18 protein-coding genes and 2 pseudogenes are annotated in these 18145 nt (G+C 71.8%); 5 read left to right on the top strand and 15 right to left on the bottom strand.

Features of this window, described 5'->3' with window-relative positions; translation table 11 throughout:
* Window positions 1–94: 94 nt before the first annotated feature.
* Window positions 95–628 (bottom strand): chloramphenicol phosphotransferase CPT, encoded by a 534-nt coding sequence (gene cpt, locus AB0927_RS24115; RefSeq protein WP_366669777.1) that lies wholly within the window; start codon window positions 626–628, stop codon window positions 95–97.
* A 70-nt stretch (window positions 629–698) separates the two neighbouring features.
* A pseudogene (locus AB0927_RS24120) lies at window positions 699–796 on the bottom strand.
* 147 nt (window positions 797–943) lie between these two features.
* On the opposite strand from AB0927_RS24120, the gene AB0927_RS24125 reads away from it, so the two are divergent.
* Together AB0927_RS24125 and AB0927_RS24130 are read left to right on the top strand one after the other, a co-directional pair.
* Complete coding sequence (locus tag AB0927_RS24125; protein ID WP_366669778.1) at window positions 944–1732, top strand: hypothetical protein; 789 nt, start codon at window positions 944–946, stop codon at window positions 1730–1732.
* A gap of 63 nt (window positions 1733–1795) precedes the next feature.
* A complete protein-coding gene (locus tag AB0927_RS24130) occupies window positions 1796–2695 on the top strand; it encodes a fructosamine kinase family protein (RefSeq protein ID WP_366669779.1) in 900 nt (299 codons plus the stop codon).
* On the opposite strand, the gene AB0927_RS24135 is transcribed toward AB0927_RS24130, so the two are convergent.
* The 5 genes from AB0927_RS24135 to AB0927_RS24155 form a co-directional block, all read right to left on the bottom strand.
* The gene (locus AB0927_RS24135; protein WP_366669780.1) at window positions 2688–4103 is read right to left on the bottom strand and encodes an FAD-dependent oxidoreductase; all 1416 of its coding nucleotides are present in this window, start codon (window positions 4101–4103) and stop codon (window positions 2688–2690) included. The genes AB0927_RS24130 and AB0927_RS24135 overlap by 8 nt on opposite strands.
* Complete coding sequence (locus AB0927_RS24140) at window positions 4100–5284, bottom strand: MAB_1171c family putative transporter (RefSeq protein ID WP_366669781.1); 1185 nt, start codon at window positions 5282–5284, stop codon at window positions 4100–4102. The genes AB0927_RS24135 and AB0927_RS24140 overlap by 4 nt, the downstream gene beginning before the upstream one ends.
* A 53-nt stretch (window positions 5285–5337) precedes the next feature.
* Entirely contained in the window at window positions 5338–5961 is a 624-nt protein-coding gene (locus AB0927_RS24145) for a toxin-antitoxin system, toxin component (protein WP_366669782.1), read from the bottom strand.
* Window positions 5958–6572, bottom strand: coding sequence for a hypothetical protein (locus AB0927_RS24150; RefSeq protein WP_366669783.1), 615 nt, complete (start codon window positions 6570–6572; stop codon window positions 5958–5960). The genes AB0927_RS24145 and AB0927_RS24150 overlap by 4 nt, the downstream gene beginning before the upstream one ends.
* Before the next feature lie 174 nt (window positions 6573–6746).
* Window positions 6747–7361, bottom strand: coding sequence for a TetR/AcrR family transcriptional regulator C-terminal ligand-binding domain-containing protein (locus tag AB0927_RS24155; RefSeq protein ID WP_366669784.1), 615 nt, complete (start codon window positions 7359–7361; stop codon window positions 6747–6749).
* A gap of 123 nt (window positions 7362–7484) precedes the next feature.
* On the opposite strand from AB0927_RS24155, the gene AB0927_RS24160 reads away from it, so the two are divergent.
* From AB0927_RS24160 to AB0927_RS24170, 3 genes are all read left to right on the top strand, one after another.
* Window positions 7485–8219: an SDR family oxidoreductase gene (locus tag AB0927_RS24160; protein ID WP_366669785.1), complete on the top strand. Its 735-nt coding sequence runs from the start codon at window positions 7485–7487 to the stop codon at window positions 8217–8219.
* A gap of 134 nt (window positions 8220–8353) precedes the next feature.
* Complete coding sequence (locus AB0927_RS24165) at window positions 8354–8704, top strand: GNAT family N-acetyltransferase (RefSeq protein WP_366669786.1); 351 nt, start codon at window positions 8354–8356, stop codon at window positions 8702–8704.
* Window positions 8705–8806: 102 nt separating this feature from the next.
* Window positions 8807–9277 carry a GNAT family N-acetyltransferase gene (locus AB0927_RS24170; RefSeq protein WP_366669787.1) on the top strand — a complete coding sequence of 157 codons (471 nt, stop codon included), beginning with the start codon at window positions 8807–8809 and terminating at the stop codon, window positions 9275–9277.
* Window positions 9278–9339: 62 nt separating this feature from the next.
* Here AB0927_RS24170 and AB0927_RS24175 read toward each other — a convergent pair whose 3' ends face one another.
* From AB0927_RS24175 to uppS, 8 genes and pseudogenes are all read right to left on the bottom strand, one after another.
* The gene (locus AB0927_RS24175) at window positions 9340–9906 is read right to left on the bottom strand and encodes a DivIVA domain-containing protein (protein WP_366669788.1); all 567 of its coding nucleotides are present in this window, start codon (window positions 9904–9906) and stop codon (window positions 9340–9342) included.
* A 10-nt stretch (window positions 9907–9916) separates the two neighbouring features.
* A complete protein-coding gene (locus AB0927_RS24180; protein WP_366669789.1) occupies window positions 9917–11023 on the bottom strand; it encodes a globin domain-containing protein in 1107 nt (368 codons plus the stop codon).
* 91 nt (window positions 11024–11114) lie between these two features.
* Window positions 11115–11357, bottom strand: a complete 243-nt coding sequence (locus AB0927_RS24185) for a hypothetical protein (RefSeq protein WP_366669790.1) — start codon at window positions 11355–11357, stop codon at window positions 11115–11117.
* A 349-nt stretch (window positions 11358–11706) separates the two neighbouring features.
* Window positions 11707–14049 (bottom strand): protein kinase, encoded by a 2343-nt coding sequence (locus AB0927_RS24190; RefSeq protein ID WP_366669791.1) that lies wholly within the window; start codon window positions 14047–14049, stop codon window positions 11707–11709.
* A gap of 129 nt (window positions 14050–14178) precedes the next feature.
* Window positions 14179–15219, bottom strand: a complete 1041-nt coding sequence (locus tag AB0927_RS24195; RefSeq protein ID WP_366669792.1) for a substrate-binding domain-containing protein — start codon at window positions 15217–15219, stop codon at window positions 14179–14181.
* 214 nt (window positions 15220–15433) lie between these two features.
* A pseudogene (locus tag AB0927_RS24200) lies at window positions 15434–15531 on the bottom strand.
* 99 nt (window positions 15532–15630) lie between these two features.
* On the bottom strand, window positions 15631–17040 hold the full coding sequence (locus tag AB0927_RS24205; protein ID WP_366669881.1) for an oxygenase MpaB family protein: 1410 nt from the start codon (window positions 17038–17040) through the stop codon (window positions 15631–15633).
* Between the two features lie 92 nt (window positions 17041–17132).
* Window positions 17133–17903, bottom strand: a complete 771-nt coding sequence (uppS, locus tag AB0927_RS24210) for a polyprenyl diphosphate synthase (RefSeq protein ID WP_366669793.1) — start codon at window positions 17901–17903, stop codon at window positions 17133–17135.
* Window positions 17904–18145 lie beyond the last annotated feature (242 nt).

Genomic DNA, 18145 nt, shown 5'->3' on the forward strand with positions numbered 1-18145 from the left:
CCTCCTCCGCCTTGCGTCTCGACGCACCAGACCCCGCTCACCTGGGTCAAAACCGTGCCGTGACTTCCCTCCACCAAGATCCGCCGGACACCCCCTAGTCGACCCGTGCGGCGATGGCCCGGGCGCACTCCATCGCCTCTGTGTGCGTGGTGTCGACCTCCAGGTCGTAGGTCACGCCGTGGTGGACCGCGTCCGCTTGCGAGGCGGCCATGCCCCTGGTGCGGTCGCCCCGCGCCAGTTCGCGGCCCGCGGCCACCGTGGCCTCGCACCTGACACCGACCCACAGCACGCGCAGCCCCTCCAGGGCTTTTCGCCATCGCTGCTGTGAGTACGGCCCGCCGAGGAAGACCTCGTCGACGACGATCCGCGCGCCCGCGCGGGCCATCGCGGCGATTCCCTCGATCCATGCCGCTTCCAGCGCCCGGAATTCCGGCCCGACGCTGACCTTTCCGTCCGCGGCGAAGCCGATCCCGCCGTCCGACGCCCGCATGGACGCCGGCATCGCCTCCACCAGCGTGTCCGTCCCGAGCGCCAGCCACGGATCCGGCAGGACCGCCTGCAGACACCGGATGATCCCGGACTTGCCCGAGCTGGAACCGCCGTTGACCACGATCACCTGAGTCATCACCGCGCCACAGTAGAGGCGTCCGGGCCGCGTCGGAAACGGGTTTCCGTCTGGCTCCCGGGCGTGCCGGGCATGGCGGAGAGGGCAGGATTCGAACCTGCGTGGGCCGTCAAGGCCCGACCATGAGGCGTGGCTCGGTGGTCCCCGATAAGCCGCTCCGGGCACCTCTCCTCGCTCCCGGCCCGGGCGGTGCCCCGAGCCGTTCACAGGAAAGAGCGTGACACCGTCCCATGACGGGCGACTGACGCGCCACTGACGGGGGCGACTCGGGTGACGTCACGTAAAGGGCAGCCGAGCCCGGCGGTAAGCTGCCCCCTCATGGCTCTCCCCTCCCACGACGCCCTCGTGACACCCGACCCGGCGCCGGGGCCCACGGAGGCGGACGACGACGCGTTGATCGAGAGACTGCGGGCCCGCGCCTGGCACCCGGGACGTCGTTTCGACAGCGCGACGGTCCCGGCCGCGTGGATGGCCGAGCGGTACGGACCGGAGCACCCGGCGAAGATCCGTGCCGGCATCGTCGGGCACGGCAGTGACGGGACGATCACGCTCAAGTCGCACACGGAGGAAGTGGCCGCCTACTACGCGGACGCTCCACGGGGACCGCTGTTCCCTGCCGCCACCCCGGCCGAGGTCGAGAGCGCGGAGCGCGTCATCGGGCGCCCCCTGCCCGAGCTGCTCCGGCGTCTGTACACCGAGGTCGCCGACGGCGGCTTCGGCCCCGACGGCGGGCTCGCCTCCCTGGTCGACGGCAGACGCGCGCCGGGCGACCTGATGGACTGGCCGGCCGCGGTGAGCGTCCACCGGCGCAACCGCGCGGCGGGGCTCCCGGCGTCGTGGTTCTACCTCACCTCCGGCGGCTGCACGATGGAATGGCACGTCTCGTTGATCGCGGTCGACAACCCCGTGCTCCTCTACGACGCCGACGGCTGGGAGCCCGGACGGGGCGAGGACGCGCACGACGGCCTTCGCCATGCCACCGGGTCACTGCGGCGGTGGCTGTGGACCTGGGCTGACGGCGGCCACGTATGGGACGAACACCTCGGCCTGCTCGGGCATACTGGCGCTCGCCGCCGTGGTCCGGATCCGGGACGGCGCGCCCGATGAGCGGGGGTGCCGTGGACTCGGCCCTGACGGCCTGATGCGTGACCCGGAGAGAGGAGCACACTCGTGACGGACGCGACGCCCTTCCTGCTCGAACGCCTGCACGCGGCCGGCCTGACCGACGTCCTCGCGGTCGAGCCGGCCGTCGGAGGCCTCGCCGCGACCGCGGGGATCGGGCGCCGTGGTGACGGCTCGTCGGTTTTCGCCAAGGCCTTCGGCGAGCCGCCGTCGGACGATGCCTTCGCCGCCGAGGCCGAGGGACTCACCGTACTGCGCGAGGCGGGCGGCGTCGCCACGCCCGAGATACTGCTCGCGGACCGCGACCTGCTCGTGCTGTCCGCGCTGCGGCCCCGGCCGGACACCGGGGCCTTCTGGGAGCGGCTCGCGCACGGGCTCGCCCACCTGCACACCACCACCCGGCACCCCCGGTTCGGCTGGCACCGGGACAACTGGCTGGGCCGTCGCAGGCAGGTCAACACCTGGAACGACGACGGGTTCGAGTTCTTCGCCCAGCACCGTCTGCTGCGCTGGCTCGGTGAGCCGCGCGTCCAGGAGGCGCTCGACGCCGCGGACCGGGCGGCGCTGGAGCGGCTGTGCGAGAGGCTGCCCGAACTGCTGCCGGCCAGGCCCGCGTGCCTGACGCACGGCGACCTGTGGGCGATGAACATCATGGCCACCCCCGACGGGCGGCCCGCGCTGATCGACCCGGCGGTGTCGTACACCTGGGCCGAGGTCGACCTGGCCCACCTGTGGACGACGGCGCCGCCACCCGAGGCGCACGTGTTCTTCGAGCTGTACGCCGAACTGACCGGCCTCGACCGCGACTGGCGCGCACGCATGCCGATCCTCCAACTGCGCCAACACCTGGCAGTGATCGCCCAGTTCGACCCCGACTGGGGCGCCGCCGACCACGTGCGCGCCACGCTCGCCCCGTTCCGGCGGCGGCCGTCGGCTCGGCTCAGCTGAGTGCCCGCGCACGCAGGCCGTCGAGCAGACCGGCCTCCTCCGCCGTGAACTGGGGTCCCTCCAACTGCGGCCGAAGCGGCCCCAGCAGAGCGGAGAGCAGCACACCGGGCCGTACCAGAGACGTCGGGGGAGCCTGCAACGTCAGGACGTCGGTCAAAGCCGTGGCCGTGCGGAAGGAACCCGTCGCGGTGCGGGAGAGCCGGCTGACGTAGCGCTGAAGCAGCCGGTCGGCGAGGCGCGGGCTCCTGCCGGTGGTCGTGGAGAAGTGGATGTCCTGCCCGACGGTCAGCGCCCACGCCGCGTCGACCGGCCGCGCGATCGCACGCTGGGCGCGCCGCGACAACCCCGGGACCAGGCCGCCGCGGGCCAGCTCGCGCAGGGCCAGGGCGCCTTGCGCGGTCACCGAAAGCCCTTGGCCGTACACGGGGTTGAAGGCCGCGACGGAGTCGCCCAGCGCCACCAGCCCCTCGGGCCAGGCCCTGAGCCGCTCGTAGTAGAAGCGGCGGTTCGCCGTGCTGTGCGTGATGCTGACGTCGGTGACCGGCTCGGCGAGTTCGAGGAGGTCGGCGATGATCGGATGCCGCAGGGTGCGCGCGAAGGGCTCGAAGGCGTCCGCGTCCCGGGTGGGCTGCCCGCCGGGGCCACCCATCAGGCTGACGTGCCAGCGACCGCCTTCGACCGGCAGGATGCCGCCGGCGGTGGCCGGCCGGGGCAGGCGCGGGTCGGCGTGCACACTGACCACGGGCCAGTCGCGGGTGGGGACGGGAGCGCGGTACATGCGGCTCGCGTAGACCAGGCCGGAGTCGACGCGGTCCTCGGCGAGACCGCTGACACCCAGTTCGGCGAGCCACTGAGGGGTACGGGAAGCCCGGCCGGAGGCGTCGATCACCAGATCGGCGCGCAGCTCGGTGTCGCCCCGGTCCGGAGTGCGGACGCGCACTCCGGTGACCTGGCGCCCGTCGCCGAGCAGCCCGACCGCTCTGGTCCGCGTATGCACGCGGACATGAGGTGCTCTGAGGACGCGTTCCCGGATGACGTGGTCCGTCAGGTCCCGGCTCGCGGTCATGAGGCGGTGGGTGGCGCGCTGCCAGCGCCGGTACCAGCCCTCGGGCGAGTAGATGACCATGTTGGTGGTCACCGGTATGCGGTGCGCCCCCGCCGCCGCCAACTCGTCGACCACACCGGGCAGAAGCTCCTCCAGCGCGTCCACGCCACCGGACTGGAGGAGATGGATGTGCACGGCCTGCGGGACACCGACGCGCGGCCCGGGTCCTTCGGGAAGCCCGTGGGCCTCGATGATCTCCACCGATCCGACCCGGTCCTGGACGGCCGCCGCGGCGAGCATGCCGGCCGTACTGCCCCCGACGACGACGGCGCGGGTGGGGCTCTGCCAGGAGGCTTCACTCATGGTCGGCTGCTTTCTGCGGGGAAACGGTGTGCACGGAGATCCTGGACCACGGGCGAGGCGAGCGCGAGGGACAGCGGGACCAGGTCCTTGGACCGCCAGGCCGAGGTGCCGGCGCCGCCCGGCACCTGGTCGGGGTCGGCGTGCTGCCGTTCCAGCGCGATGACGATCATGGCCGCGTCGGCGCTCGCCGAGGCCGACGTCTCGTCCGGGCAACGGCTCAGCGCCGTCCGATAGGCCGCGTCACGGACGGCCGGATCACAGTAGGGAGCCAGCGCGAGGATGGCGTCGTACAGCGCCGTCTTCCGGCTCATCAGGAGCATGTGCCAGGAAGTGCGCCACCACGGCAGCGCGGAACGGATCGCGCCGGGAGTGGGCACGTCCCGCAACAGCCGCCACAGCGGGTGGAGTTGGCGTAGCTGTCGTACGGCCTGGGCGGTCCGCGCCGCTCGGGGGCCCACCAGCGGCAGCGCGTATCCGACGGCACCGATGACGGCGGACAGGGCGGCGAAGCGGGGGGAGACCTGGACGATGAGGAAGTCCAGGTCGTGGCCGGTCCAGCGGGCGCCCACCCCGACCAGGCGGGCGATGTCGTAGCCCACATGGAGTAGGTAGGCGGCCACGAGCAGGTACAGGCCCGCGCGAAGCGAACCGTGGACCTCTCTGGACCAGCGCCGGCACAGGGTGACGTTGGCGATGGCCGCCACGCCGTGGGCCAGGAGGTACGTGACGATCATTTCCCGGATGAAGGGCGTGTTGGCGTAGTACGAGTCGAACAGCGTGACCTGCTCCACCGCGGGGTGCCCGGCCAGGAAGAGGACCACGACGGTGAGTACGGCCAGGCTGTACGCCGCCACACACCAGCGTGCGGCGCGCCGGGTCCGCTCGGCGGGCGCGGGGCGCCAGTGGATGATCAGCAGGAGGCTCGCCCCGGAGTACGCGGTGAGCGCCGCGTAGACGACCAGGGCCGCGCAGTTCGTGACGCCGGTGGCCCGGTTGAGCGCGACGATGGACCGCGGGGCGGCGAGCAGCATGACGCAACCGCCCGCGAAAAGCTGCGTGAAGGCCGACCACAGCAGCGGGTCGCGCCGTCGGCGGGCGAGCGGGGGCAGCTTCAGCGCGCAGACCAGCAACAGCGCGGCACCGCCGGCGTAGTAGACGGGATTGCCGGGTCCTGATGCCACTGTGCTGCTTCTCTCCCGCTCGCGCGCCGCGCACGCGTTGCGCGACGTACGGATCAGAGCTGACGGAACCGGTGGGCCATGGAGGCCCCGATCCGCCCGCTGACATGGTGGGGATCGACGGGGGACTCCTCCAGCCGCAGCGCCGCCTGGAGATCGGTGGCGAGCCGCAGTCCGAAGTGCTCGGCCTCGATCTCCTCGTCCACCTTGCGGCTGTCCGAGCGCGCGGCGTAGTGCAGAGCCGCGTCGGTGCGGTCGGTGAACGGCGGGTCGGTGAACGGCGGTTCCGCCTCGTCGGCCGTGGACACGGCGGCCACGAAGTCCGCGAGGCTCTCCGGCCGCTCGCCGCCCGACGCGCGGGCGGCATGTTCGCGCGCGTAGCCACCGCCACCACACTGACCGTGGAACATGTGCCATGCCTCGTGACCGATGATCACGAGCTGGTGCTCGGGGTCGGTGTTCTTCTCGTAGACGATCAGGTCGTGGCTCGCGCGGTCCACCCACAGCCCGCTGGCGGTCACCGGCGGGAAGGCCGCCTCGCGCAACCGCACCGGCCGGCCTCGTACCGTGGTCAGGGCCCGGCCGAGGAGCGGGATCACGTCCTCGTCCCCCGTCGGTGTCGGCAGGCTTCCGATGAGCAGGGCGCTCAGCCGGCGCATCGCTCTCGCTCCCGCGCTCACCGGTCTTCCTCTTGGTCGTCGAGCTCCAGCAGGGCCTTCAGGGTCGCGTTGAGCACGTTCCAGCGCTCCTCCGGCAGGTTTCGCGCCTGCCGCAGTGCGAAGCCGCGAACGTCGTCACGGCCCGGCGAATCCGACTGCGCGGCCGCCCGCCCCTCGGGCGAGGACCGATCCGCGAGCATGGAGAGCAGCTCTCGGTTGAGGGCCTCCGCGGCCGCCGCGGTGAAGAACGCCTCGCCCCCTTCGACCCCGAAGAAGTCGACCAGTCCGTGCAGCAGTTCCACACTGGGCACCTTGTCGCCCGCGCAGACCTGCCGGGCCCAGAACGCGGAGACCCCCAACTGCCGGGAGACGGAGCCCGCGAGGTCCGACATACGCTGGCCGGTACGGGCCAGCCGATCGTCCGCGAGCGCCTTGATCCGTGACCGGACCCGTTCGTTGACCGTCTCCGCGGGCGGCTGCCCGCCTCGCAGCAGGGTGCGTACGACGCTCTCGGGCAACGCGGTCCTGGCCGCCAGCCTCCTGGCGCTGAGGAACTCCGAGCGGTCGAGGCCCTCCTGCTGGATCAGCGCGTCAAGACGCCGGAGGGACTCGGGCAGCGGCGTTGACTCCACCGATGTGCTCCCAGAGGTAGGTCGCGGGACTGCTGCGGTGCACATGGCACCCTACGCGCAACCGGCGTGACTTCAATGATCGTTTATTGGCCAGAGGAGCGTCCGGTCTCGGCCGGTCGGCCGGCCGTTTCGTACGACGCGGGGGCAACCGCACTACAGAGCACGGGAGTTGGCTCAGCCGGCGACGCCGTGCAGGAGGTTGTCGACCAGCTGGGTCGCGAAGTCCTCGGTGAGGGGCTCGTTGGGGAGCAGCAGGCGGTGGTAGCAGGCGCCCCAGAGCTGGTCGACCAGCACCTGGGGGTCGATGCCTGCGCGCAGTTGGCCGCGCTCCTGGGCGCGCCGCATGGCGTCCACGGCGAGGCCGCGCCGGGGCCCGGAGTAGCGCTCCAGGAGGGCGGCGGACAGATCGGGGTCGGTCTGGGCCTGGCCGACGAGTTCGGCGATGACCCGCCCGGCCGGGGTCCCGGTGAGCAGCCGGACGAACGCGCGCACCTGGGTCGTCAGGTCGGCCGCGATGTCGCCGGTGTCGGGGAAGGCGAGGGTGGACTCGACGGCGTGGAAATAGCCGTCGAGCGCGAGCGTGCCGCGCGAGGGCCACCACTTGTAGAGGGTCGTCTTGCTCACCCCGGCCTCCTGCGCGACCCCTTCGATGGTGAACCCCGCCATGCCGTCCCTGAGAAGCAGCGCCCCCGCGGCGGCGAGCGCCTCGGCACGTACCTCGTCCGCGGGCCGCCGTCCTCGCCCGCGCCGCGTCGGCGTGCCCGGCGTCCGTTCCGCCTCTTCTCGCATCGTGATGTCTCCCGCAGCCGTTGTGGAACACTCACTGTGACATATGGACGCCGCGTCCACAATCTGCTTATATGAACGCGTCGTTCATTACAGCGTCCCTCTTCCTCACGAGGTGAGATCCCGATGTCCCAGGTCACACGTGTCGCGCTGGTCACCGGAGCGTCCGGCGGAATCGGCCGCGCGGTCGCCGAGCGGCTGGCCGCGGCCGGTATGGCGGTCGGCGTCCACTACGCGGGCAATGCGGCCGCCGCGCAGGAGGTCGTCGAGGCCATCGAGCGCGGCGGCGGGCGGGCCGTCGCCGTGCGGGGCGATGTTGCCGACGAAGGCGCCATGAGCGAGGCGTTCGACACCGTCGAGACGGAGTTCGGCGGGCTCGACGTCGTCGTCCACACCGCCGGGGTGATGACCCTCGGACCGGTGGCCGAGTTCGACCTCGACGCCCTGGACCGCATGCACCGCACCAACATCCGCGGCACCTTCGTCGTCGCCCAGCAGGCCGCGCGCCGGGTCCGGGCCGGCGGGGCCATCGTCACCTTCTCGACCTCGATCACCCGGCTCGCCGCCCCCGGCTACGCCGCCTACGCCGCGAGCAAGGGGGCCGTCGAGGCGATGACACTCGTGCTGGCCCGCGAGCTGCGCGGGCGCGACGTCACCGTCAACGCGGTCGCGCCCGGCCCCACGGCCACCCCGCTCTTCCTCGACGGCAAGGACGAGGCGACGGTGGAACGGCTGGCGGCGCAGGCTCCCCTGGAACGCCTTGGCACGCCCGCCGACATCGCCGACACCGTCGCCTTCCTGGCCGGGCCGGGCCGCTGGATCAACGGCCAGGTGCTCTTCGCCAACGGCGGTATCGCCTGACGCCCGCACACCCGGCCGAGCCGCACACGCGGCGTGCCGCTACCCCGTCGCGGCCGGCCGGGACCCGCACCCCACCGAAGCAAGTACCAGCCGTGAGCACGCGGGACCGCTCGACCTGGACCCCAACTGGCTTTGTGGCGCTTCCTCTTCGAGGAGCCGCCGACGCCCCCTCCGCCGGCCGCGGACATCGCGGCGCCGCCGACGGAACCCGGCGGCTGCTGGGCGGCAGTCCCAGGACCGCCGAACTCAAGCGGATGTACGTGCGCCCCGCTGGGCGGGGGACGGGGCTGGGCCGTGGTCTGCTGCTCGCCGTCGAGGAGGCCGCCAGGAGGCTCGGCGCGGTACGGATCGTGTGCGAGAGCAACACCCAACTCACCGTGGCGAGGGCCTTGTACACACGGAACGGATATGAGGAGACCCAGCCGTACGAAGGTCACGGCAGAGCGGATCACTGGTACGCCAAGGCGCTTGCACAGCGAGACTGACCGCAACGGCCCGGGGGGACCCGGCTCGAAGACCGCGAGTGGCTGGGAAGGACGCGGGAAAACAGTTCGTCTCATCCCGCCGCGGAAGCGAGACTCGCTTTCATGACAATGGATCTCGTCGTGCGTCCGGCACGGCCCGCCGATGCACGGGAACTGGCCGTGCTGCGCTGGATGTTCAAGCGGGAGGACCACGAAGCGCCACCGGCCAGTGCCCGCCCCCTGGAAGAGGCCGAGCGGTGGATCCGTGACCGGATCGGCGCGGGCCAGTGGCTGGGGTGGGTGGTGGAGAGCGAAGGCGAGATCCGCGGGCACGTCTTCCTCTGCCTGGTGGAGAGGGTGCCGGAGCCCTACGACGACAATGTCCCGATCGGCTACGTGACGAACTTCTTCGTCATGCCGTCACATCGGAACAAGGGGGCCGGCGCGGCGCTCCTCGACGCGCTGAAGCAGCACGCCGACCGTGCGGGCCTCGGCACCCTGATCGTCTGGCCGTCGGAGCGCAGCACCCCCCTCTACCGGCGCTCCGGTTTCCAGCCCTCGGAGGAACTGCTGGAACTGCCGCTCGGCACCTGACCGGATCCGCCTGCGGGCCCGGACGGAACGAAACGAGCCCGCACTGTGATCTCCACCCCGCGTCAGGCCTCGTGCGATACAGGGGGCGCGGCCGGGGAGGGGGCGACGGTGCGCTTGGTGTCGTACTGGTCCGCGGTGACGGTCAGCGACTGCGCGATCTGGCGCAGGTAGGTGATGAGCCGCTCGGTCTCTTCCTGGTCGCTCTCGGTCGCCTGGGTGGCCTGCTCCCACCGCTGTTGCAGGATCGCCTCGGCCTGCGCCCTGGCGGCCCGCACCATGTTGCGGGCCTGGTCACGGGCCGCCGAGACGGTCTGCTCGGCCGACTGCTGCGCGCGGGCCTGCTGCAGCACCGCGTCCACCGTCGGCACCCCCGTGGGGCCGCTGCCGTCGCCGATGTTGTTCGCCCGGATCCAGTCCCGGTGACGCTGCATGTCCCCCCGGAGCCGGTCGTTCTCCTCCATGAGCGCGGTCATCGCCTGGGAGCAGCGCCGCAGGGCGTCGTGCACGGCGTCTTCGCTGTAACCGCGACGGGTCAGGGGGGCGCGGGGGAAGGTCATCGACCGCAGCGCCTCGGGCGTCACCCCGGGCTCCCGCGCCGCCTGTGGCTGGTGGGCTCCTGTCTCGTTCACGTGTCTCCGATCACCGAGTGTCTTCGTAGTGCAGCAGGTCGTGGGGGATGCCCGCGTTCGCCAGATCGCGCACCGTCGCGGAGACCATGGACGACGAGCCGCAGACGTAGAAGGAGCGTCCACTCAACGGGACGGAGCGCAGGACGGGGCCGGCCATACTCCGGTTGTCGAAGGTGCCGGCATCGGCACCGACCAGCGGCGTGACGCGAAGCCACGGATGGGCGTGGGCCAGTTGCCTGAGCGCGGGCAGGTCGTACAGGCCGTTGTTGTCGCGCGCCCCGACGAACAGGTCGACCCGGCGGTGCGGGCCGTGCTGGGCGATCTCCTCGACCAGCGCGCGCAGCGGGGCCAGGCCGGTGCCCCCGGCGATCAGCACGAGATCCCTGCCCTGGGACGCCCGGAGGGTGAGCCCGTCACCGACCGGGGCGCCGAGGCGCAGTACGTCACCCTGGCGCAGCCCGTACACCAGGGCCGGGCTGACCAGGCCGCCGTCGACCGCGCGTACATGGAACTCGAGGGTCCCGTCGGGGCGCTGGGCGTTGGCCGGGGTGTAGGGCCGCCAGGTGCTCGGCAGCGTGGGGACTTCCACCATCATGGACTGCCCGGCCTGGTAGGCCATCGGCTGGTCCAGACGCAGCGTCAGCACCGCCAGGTCGAAGCCGCGAGCCTCGTGCCGTACCACCTGGGCGTTCCACCAGGACGGATTCGTCATGCTGTCGGCTTCGGCGGCCTGGATCATGGTGCGGGCCACCAGGGTGTACGCATCGGTCCAGCCGCGCTGGAGTTCCGGGGTCCACGCGTCGCCCAGGAAGTAGGCCAGCGTGGCCAGCAGCGCCTGTCCCACCGCCTCGTAGTGCTGGGTGACGACCTGGAATCTGCGGTGGTCCCGGCCCAGTTGCTGGAGGAACGGAATGAGCCGGTCCGGGTCGTCCGCCTCCGCGACGATCCGGCCCAGGGCGGCGACGAGCCGGTCGCGCTGCGCCCCCATGGCCACCGGGAACATCGGCCGGACCTCCGGCGCGATGAGGAACAGGTAGGAGTAGAAGTACCGTGGCACCTCGTCCCCCGACTTGCCGACGAGAGCGAAGGAATCTCTCAGCGCCTGGGAATCGCTCACGTCCGCCCTCCGGTGACTGGCATTTGGGGTTGACCTCCAAAGATGGGGAGCCGTTCGGCGCCTCGTCGCGGCGGGCCGAACGGTGACGGGGTCAGCTCGGGGCTGCCTCGGCGGCCGCGATCACCGTGCCGCTGATCACGTCCTGGACCGCCGTCCACGACTCCCCGGCGGCCAGTGTCCACGCGTCGCCCGCGAAGTGAGCCAGAGCCGCGAACAGCGGGCGCACGCCGGGGCGGTGGGCGGACAGGTGGTCGTGGAAGTACTCGGTCACCTGCGAGCCGTGCGGCCGAACAGCCGCGAAGCTGCTCCGGATCGGCGAGAGGTCAGCGGTCATGGCGGCCGACTGTAGCCAGCGGCACTCTATTCGAACAAGTTGGGTCCGAGATGAAACCGATCTGTGTGGACGCCGTCGACTTGCCTGGACAATCCCTCTGCGCAGGCTATGACCGCGGCCGAAATCCCGGAGGATCCGTATACGTATCGATCCGCTCCCCGATGGCGTCGGGCGGTCTCGAACTCGTGGGCCACTCTGCCGATTTCGGGCCTCGGCTGAGGCAAGGTAGGGGCCATCATGAGTGCTGTACGGGCCTATGGCAGCGGAGTTCGCGGTCGCGAATGGACTCGATCGCGACCCGGCGACCGGGGCCTCCCCGGCCAGGGGTGACCCGGACGCCCCTCGGCCCTTACCGTCGCTCCGCCACGAGCGCCCGCGCCCGCTCCGACAGTTCCGGTTGCCCGAGCCTGCCCTCACCGGCTCCCGGAACCAGTGCCTCGGCCACGGCTGCGGCGGTCGGGCGCTGGTCAGGATCGAGGTGAAGGCAGGACCGGACCACTGCCTCAAGGTCTCCCGGCAGCCCGGTGAGATCGGGCGTGCCGGCCCGGATGGCGGCGACCACGGACGACGTGTCCAGGCCCCAGGGGCTGCGCCCCAGAGCGAGGAGAGCGAGGACGGTTCCCAGGGAGAACACATCGCTTGCGGGCGCGAACGTGGGCTGCTCGCGCAGTTGTTCAGGAGAGGCGTACGCGTAGGTGCCGGCGAAGCCGCGTCGTGGTTCGGTGAGCTGTTCGATCTGGGCGATGCCGAGGTCGATGACACGCGGGCCGTCCTCGGTCAGCAGCACGTTGGCCGGCTTGAGATCGAGGTGCACGATGCCCTCCGCGTGGATGGCGCTCAGGGCCAGGGCGATGCCCGCCCCCAGGGTGCGCACCAGGCCCGCTTCCAACGGCCCGCAGCGGAGCACGAGTTCCTGCAGCGAGGGGGCTGCCACATACGGCACCGCCATCCACGGCGTCGGCCCGTCGGTGTCCGCGGCGATCAACGGCACGGTGAACCGCCCTCCGACCCGCTGGGCAGCCCGCACCTCGTGGGCGAAGCCCAGCTTGATCGAGGGAGCGGCCGCGAGGTGGGCGTGCAGCGTCTTGACCGCGACCATCAGTCCGTCGGGGTCCTGGCACAGATAGACACGGCCGAAGCCGCCCTCGCCGACGCACTCCAGCACCTCGTACGGGCCGAAGTCCGGCGCCTCGTCCGTCCCGGCAGGAGGCCGCGCCCGCTCGATCTCCCGCCAGGTCCCGATCGCCGCGGCCCGCGGGTGCAGCGGGACCCGGCCGTCCTCGGCCTCGCCGGGCACCGGTTTCCGCGTGTCCCGTCCGTCCGTCCCGGGCTGCTCGTCCGGCACCACGACGACGTGCGCCGCCGTCGGCTCGTCGCCGTCGAAAACGTATGCCATGACCTGTACGTTCTCCTCGCCGAGGCGGGACACATAGACGCCCGGGAGCCCCAACCGCCCACACACCAGGGCCTCTTCGGAAGTCGGGCGCAGGTCGTCGCGGGCGAAGCAGAGGGCCGTCGCGTCGTACCCCTGCCGGGAAAGGTCCCGCAGTACGGCCGTCCACTGCGCGATGGTCCAGCCGCGCCATGTCACGTCGTCCGCCCCGTCGTTCACGAACGTGAGGCAGGACGACTGGGACGCGCCGGCCTCGCGAGCCAGCACCGCGCAGGCCGTCTCCGCCGCGGCCTGCACGGCCTCGCCCAGCAGCGTCGCGGTCCGCTGCGCGACGCGGAGCACCGTGCGCCGGGCCATCCGGGCCAGCTCGTCGCGCTGACCGACGAGGGTGTCGTACTCCGGTGAACCCGGCCCCTGCCCCTGAAGCTCCATGCAGGCGAGAATTTTGCCGAAACATTCGGTGGCCGTGACCCAGTCCTTCGCCGTCACCGCCGAATTCGCCTGTGCCACGTACGCGGAGAGGGTGTCGGGACTGGCCGCCCCGTAGAGCTGTTCGCATCGCGCGGCTATCTGCTCGTACATCCGTCCCGCGCGCTGGAGGTCTCCCGCCGCCTCGACCGCGGCGGCGGTCGCGCGCAGGTCCCGCAGCCCGTCGTGGCCGCCCTCGTTGCCGAACGGCAGAGTGCCGGCGACCTCGGCGTAACGCTGGCGCGCGATGTTGACGAGCTGATGGCCGGGGCCGAACTCCTGCTGGGCGGTCTGCAGCATCTGGGCGAACGCCCGCAGCGCGGCCGCGTTGTCGCCGCACTTCTGCTGCCAGTAGCCCACGTCGCACAGCAGCATGAGCGCCGTCTCGGTGCGGTTCTCCTGCTCGGCGGTCCGGCGCATGGCCTCGTAGCGGCGTACGGCCTCCTCGGGCCGGCCCGACCGGCCGTGCCAGTGGGCCAGTTGGTGCCGTGCCAGTTCGGTGTCCGGATGACGCGGCCCCTGGCTCCGCTCCCGGTCGGCCGCCAACCGGGTGAACAGGCTTACCGCGGCCTCCGGTTGGCCCGACTCGCCGACCCAGTGGGCGAGTTGGTGCCGCAGCGCCAGCGTGTTGGTGTCCTGCGGCCCCAGGTCGCGTTCCGCCCGCGCGGCCAGTTCCGCGTAGCGTGCCGCCGCCCCCTGCGCATCGCCCTGACGACCGGTCAGCTCGGCCCTGCCACTGCCCTCCCGCAGCGCCGCGACCGACTTCTCACGGGGGCCGGCGGCATCCGATGTCCCCTCTTGCCGTCTGCGTAACCACCTCAACCGGGCCACCCCCATCGCCGTAGCCGGACGCCTGCCGAGGGGTCAGTATGCTCCACCCAATCGTTTGCGCCAATCGTTTGGGCAACAGTGCGTACGAGCTGCGCCGCAAGGTCCTGACGGTGGATCAGGGAGCGGAGTTCACCGCGCGTCCGGCCCGATCGGCCTGCCCGTGGAGGCCCGCACCACGAGTTCGGGCGCGAGCACCTCCGAGGCGACCGGTTCGCCCGCGATGCGGCGGAGCAGCAGCCGTACGGCGCGTCTGCCCTGCTCGGCCATGGGGGAGTGGACGCTGGTGAGCGGGACGGGCAGTTCGGCGGCGAGCGGGGTGTCGTTGAACCCGGCCAGCGCGAGGTGTTCGCCCAGGAGCAGCCCCAGGTCGCGGGCGGCGCCCATGGTGCCGATCGCCGCGAGGTCGTTGACGGCGAAGAGCGCGGTCGGCCGGTCGGGTTCCGCGAGCAGCTCGCGAGCGGCCCGGTGCCCGCCCGCCGTGTCGAAGCGGCAGTGCCGCACCCGGTGGGGGGACACGGGCAGCCCGGCCTCGCGGTAGCGGTCGGTGAAGCCGGAGGTGCGATCGGTGCCGGTACTGGCGAACGGCTCACCGGCGATGACCGCCACCCGGCGGTGCCCCAGGGCGAGGAAGTGCTCGGCCACGAGGCGCCCGCCCAGGTAGTCGTCGCAGGTGACCGCCGGGTGACCGGTGTCGGTGCGCCGGTTGACGAGCACGAACGGCGTTCCGTTTAGGGCGGGTTCGGCCAGCGCGGCCCCGTCCAGGTGCGCGTCGCCGATGATGAGGCCGTCCACCCGGCGGCCCAGGACCATGCCGATCCGCTCGCGCTGGGTGGCGGGGTCGTCGTGGGTGTTGGTGACGAAGGTGGACAGACCCCGTGTGGTCGCTTCCTCCTCCACGCCCTCGTAGATGGTGGCCACCACGATCTCCGACAGCCGGGGGAAGAGCACTCCGACCAGGTTGCTGCGCCGGGTGCGCAGGCTGGTGGCGTGCGGGTTGGGCCGGTAGCCGAGTTCGTCGGCCAGATCGCGGATCCGCCGCACCGTCTGGGCCGACGCGGCGCGGCTCTGCTCACCGGAGGGGCCGTTGAGGACCCGGGACACCGTCGAGACATGCAGTCCGAGCCGTTCCGCGATGCCGCGCAGTGTCACCGGACCGCCGTCGCCTGCCATACCCGACTCCCACCTCGCCGCTTCCGAACGGCCCCCATTCTCCTCAACGGCACGTCTCGGTGGGCCTGGTGGGCGGCCGGCAGTGGGCGCTCCCGGTACCTGGACGAGACCGTTGCCCATGAACCGGGTCTTTTCGGAAGCGGCGGCGACGGACGGCACTTCAGGTCCGCTGGGGAAGCGGCGAATGACGGCGTGCCCCGGAGACCGGGGCATGTGGCGGAGAGGGCAGGATTCGAACCTGCGTGGGCCCCTGGAGGCCCGACCTTGAGGCGTGCTCGCTGGTCCCCGATCAACCGCTCCGGGCACCTCTCCACGTTCCCGGCGGCGGGTCTGCGGCCCGTCGCCGTTCACATGGAAGAGAGTGACAGAGGGCGCTGACACGGCGCTGACTCCCGCCGCCGGGACGGGTGTTCAGGCGTCGGCGAGGAGGGGGTCGTACGGAGTGGAGTGCCGGCGGCCGGACATGAAGGACAGGAAGTCCCGCACGAAGACGCCACGGGTGTACAGGGCGCTGTCGGTGGTGGTGTCGCGGTGGAACCCGGTGCGGAACAGGGCGCGGTACTCGGCCGCGTCGATGTGCTGGTTGCCGTCCTTGTCGGCGGCGTCGAAGAGAACCTCGGCGGTCCTGATCAGTGCGGGACCGGCCAGGGACGGGGCGGCAGCGGCGTATTCCGCGGCACTGACGCGGCCGTCGCCGTCGGTGTCGAGTGCCGTCTGCAGTTCGCGCCACCAGTCGGCGAAGGCGGCGTAGAGCCTCGTCTCCGCGGGCTCGTCCAGATCCAGACGGCCGCACAACTCCCTTGCCATGGCGGCGAGATCGGGCCAGGTGAGGTAGCCGTCGCCGGTCTGGTCGAGCACGTCGCGGAAGAACTCCTCCGCGCTGCGCTGTCCGGGCTCCGGTGCCGCGGGCTCGGGTTGGAAAGGCGCGGGGGTGATGAGTCTGAGCAGGGCTCCCGCTCGCTTCATCCGCTCTTGTAGGGCCTGGACCGTCCTGGCTCGGGGGTCGTCACTGCCGGGGGAGAGGGCCAGCAGGTCGGCGATGGTCTGGGCTCGGAGCCAGCCCTCGGGCAGGAAGCGGGCCAGGCCGGCGGTCAGGTAGGCGCCTTGCATCAGGGTCCCCGCGCCGAGCAGTTCCGGCAGGCCGGCCCGGCGGCGGAAGGGCTCGGGCAGGGAGGCCACCGTGATCGCTCCGATGGCCGGGCCGACGACGGCCCGGCCGATCGCCCACAGGGTGGGCAGGCCCTGCAGCAGCGGGGGAGCGGGAAGGTGGTCGAAGAGCTTGTAGAGGATGATGCGCATCGCCTCGGTGCTCTCCAGTTCCTCCTCGACCATGCGGTCGTAGTAGGACCAGAACGCGGCGAGCGTGGGCGGCAGTTGACCCGACTCGTCCCCCAAGGCGGCGTGATACGCCCGGAATTCCACGTACAGCCTCTCCACGGCGCTCGGCGGCAGAGGGCTGCCGCTCAGCCGGCACATGGTGACTGCGCTCTCGAACAGCGTCGCGACCACCCAGGCCCGTACGCCCGGGTCCATCGCGTCGTACGGCCGGTCGCTCGCGTCCCTTCCCTTCAGCCGGGCATGCAGGCGGTTGAGGCGCGCCGCCTCCTTGGCACGTACCTGGTCGTCGGCGCCGAACATGCGCTGCAGGCTCAGGAAGGTGTTGCGTAACCGGCGCCATGGATGGGTGACGAAGGTCGAGTTGTCGATCAGCGCGCCGCCGATCTGCGGGTGCGCGGCCTCCAGGACCGTGGCCCGGACCATGGCCAATGCCCAGCGCGGGTCGTCGAACAGCTCGTGGAACTGTGAACCCGGCCCGAACAGGGGAGGTTGCCCGGCGTCGGTCCCGGGCTCCGAGGGGTGCTCCTCGTGGGCGCCGCGGCTGCCGGGACGGTCGTCGTCTGCGTTGTTCGCGGTCACGGTTCTCCGTTCTGCTTCGGCGGCACGCCGCCGAAACGACGCCGGCGCTGCTGGTAGGTGTGCAGGCATTCGAGGAAGTGCGGTGCGCGGAAGTCGGGCCACAGGACCTGCGGGAAGACCCACTCGGCGTACGCGACCTGCCAGAGCATGAAATTGGAGATGCGCTGTTCCCCGGAGGTCCGGATGACGAGGTCGACGTCCGGGGTGTCGGGGAAGGGCAGATGGGCGGCGAAGCTCCGCTCGGTCACGGCCTCGGCCGGTACCCCGGCGCGGATCAGCGACCGTGCGGCCGCGACGATGTCCCGGCGCCCGCCGTGATCGAAGGCGACGGTCAGCGTCATGCCCCGGTTCCCGGCCGTGAGCGTCGTCAGGTCGGCGAAGTCCTGGGCGAGTGCCGGAGGAATCCGCGGGTGCGTCATGCCGAGGAAACGGCAGCGGATTCCCCGTGCTTGCAGCAGCGGGGCGTGCTTGCGCACCGCGTGGCGCCCCAGTCGCATGAGGAAGTCGACTTCGTCGTCGGGCCGACGCCAGTTCTCCGTCGAGAACGCGTACAGGCTCAGCCACTTCACGCCGGCCGATCGTGCCGCTTCGATGACGTCGATCACCGTGCCCTCCGCGGCACGGTGACCAGCGGTACGCGGCAGCGACCGCTGCGCCGCCCACCGGCCGTTCCCGTCCATCACACACGCGACGTGCCGGGGAACCTGGCGCTCGCCGGACCCCTCGGGCGAGGAGGCCGAGCCGTCGACGGCCGAATGAGACGCCATCCCCTCCCCCAACCATGGCGTTGTGCGTATGAGCTGATCACCACACGTCAGGCAGATTGCCACTCCGCGACCCGGCGTGGCGCCTCGACCGCAGAGCTTCACCCTTGGCGTATTTGTTCGATATTCGACGGGGCGGTGGGGTATCAGGCGGTCGGGTGGACGACGAAGTAGCCGCCGCCTTTGGCACCGCACGTGTAGGGCTCCACGACGCCGAGCGCGGCGGCGGTGGCGACGGCGACAGC

The organism is Streptomyces sp. NPDC048106 (assembly GCF_040706415.1).
Lineage (GTDB): Bacteria > Actinomycetota > Actinomycetes > Streptomycetales > Streptomycetaceae > Streptomyces.

What these genes read in the sequence shown, in the direction of transcription:
- AB0927_RS24125 (WP_366669778.1), top strand. Translation starts at nt 944, where the DNA reads ATGGCTCTCCCCTCCCACGACGCCCTCGTGACACCCGACCCGGCGCCG.
- AB0927_RS24135 (WP_366669780.1), bottom strand. Translation starts at nt 4,103, where the DNA reads ATGAGTGAAGCCTCCTGGCAGAGCCCCACCCGCGCCGTCGTCGTCGGG.
- AB0927_RS24155 (WP_366669784.1), bottom strand. Translation starts at nt 7,361, where the DNA reads ATGCGAGAAGAGGCGGAACGGACGCCGGGCACGCCGACGCGGCGCGGG.
- AB0927_RS24160 (WP_366669785.1), top strand. Translation starts at nt 7,485, where the DNA reads ATGTCCCAGGTCACACGTGTCGCGCTGGTCACCGGAGCGTCCGGCGGA.
- AB0927_RS24170 (WP_366669787.1), top strand. Translation starts at nt 8,807, where the DNA reads ATGACAATGGATCTCGTCGTGCGTCCGGCACGGCCCGCCGATGCACGG.
- AB0927_RS24185 (WP_366669790.1), bottom strand. Translation starts at nt 11,357, where the DNA reads ATGACCGCTGACCTCTCGCCGATCCGGAGCAGCTTCGCGGCTGTTCGG.
- AB0927_RS24195 (WP_366669792.1), bottom strand. Translation starts at nt 15,219, where the DNA reads ATGGCAGGCGACGGCGGTCCGGTGACACTGCGCGGCATCGCGGAACGG.
- uppS (WP_366669793.1), bottom strand. Translation starts at nt 17,903, where the DNA reads ATGGCGTCTCATTCGGCCGTCGACGGCTCGGCCTCCTCGCCCGAGGGG.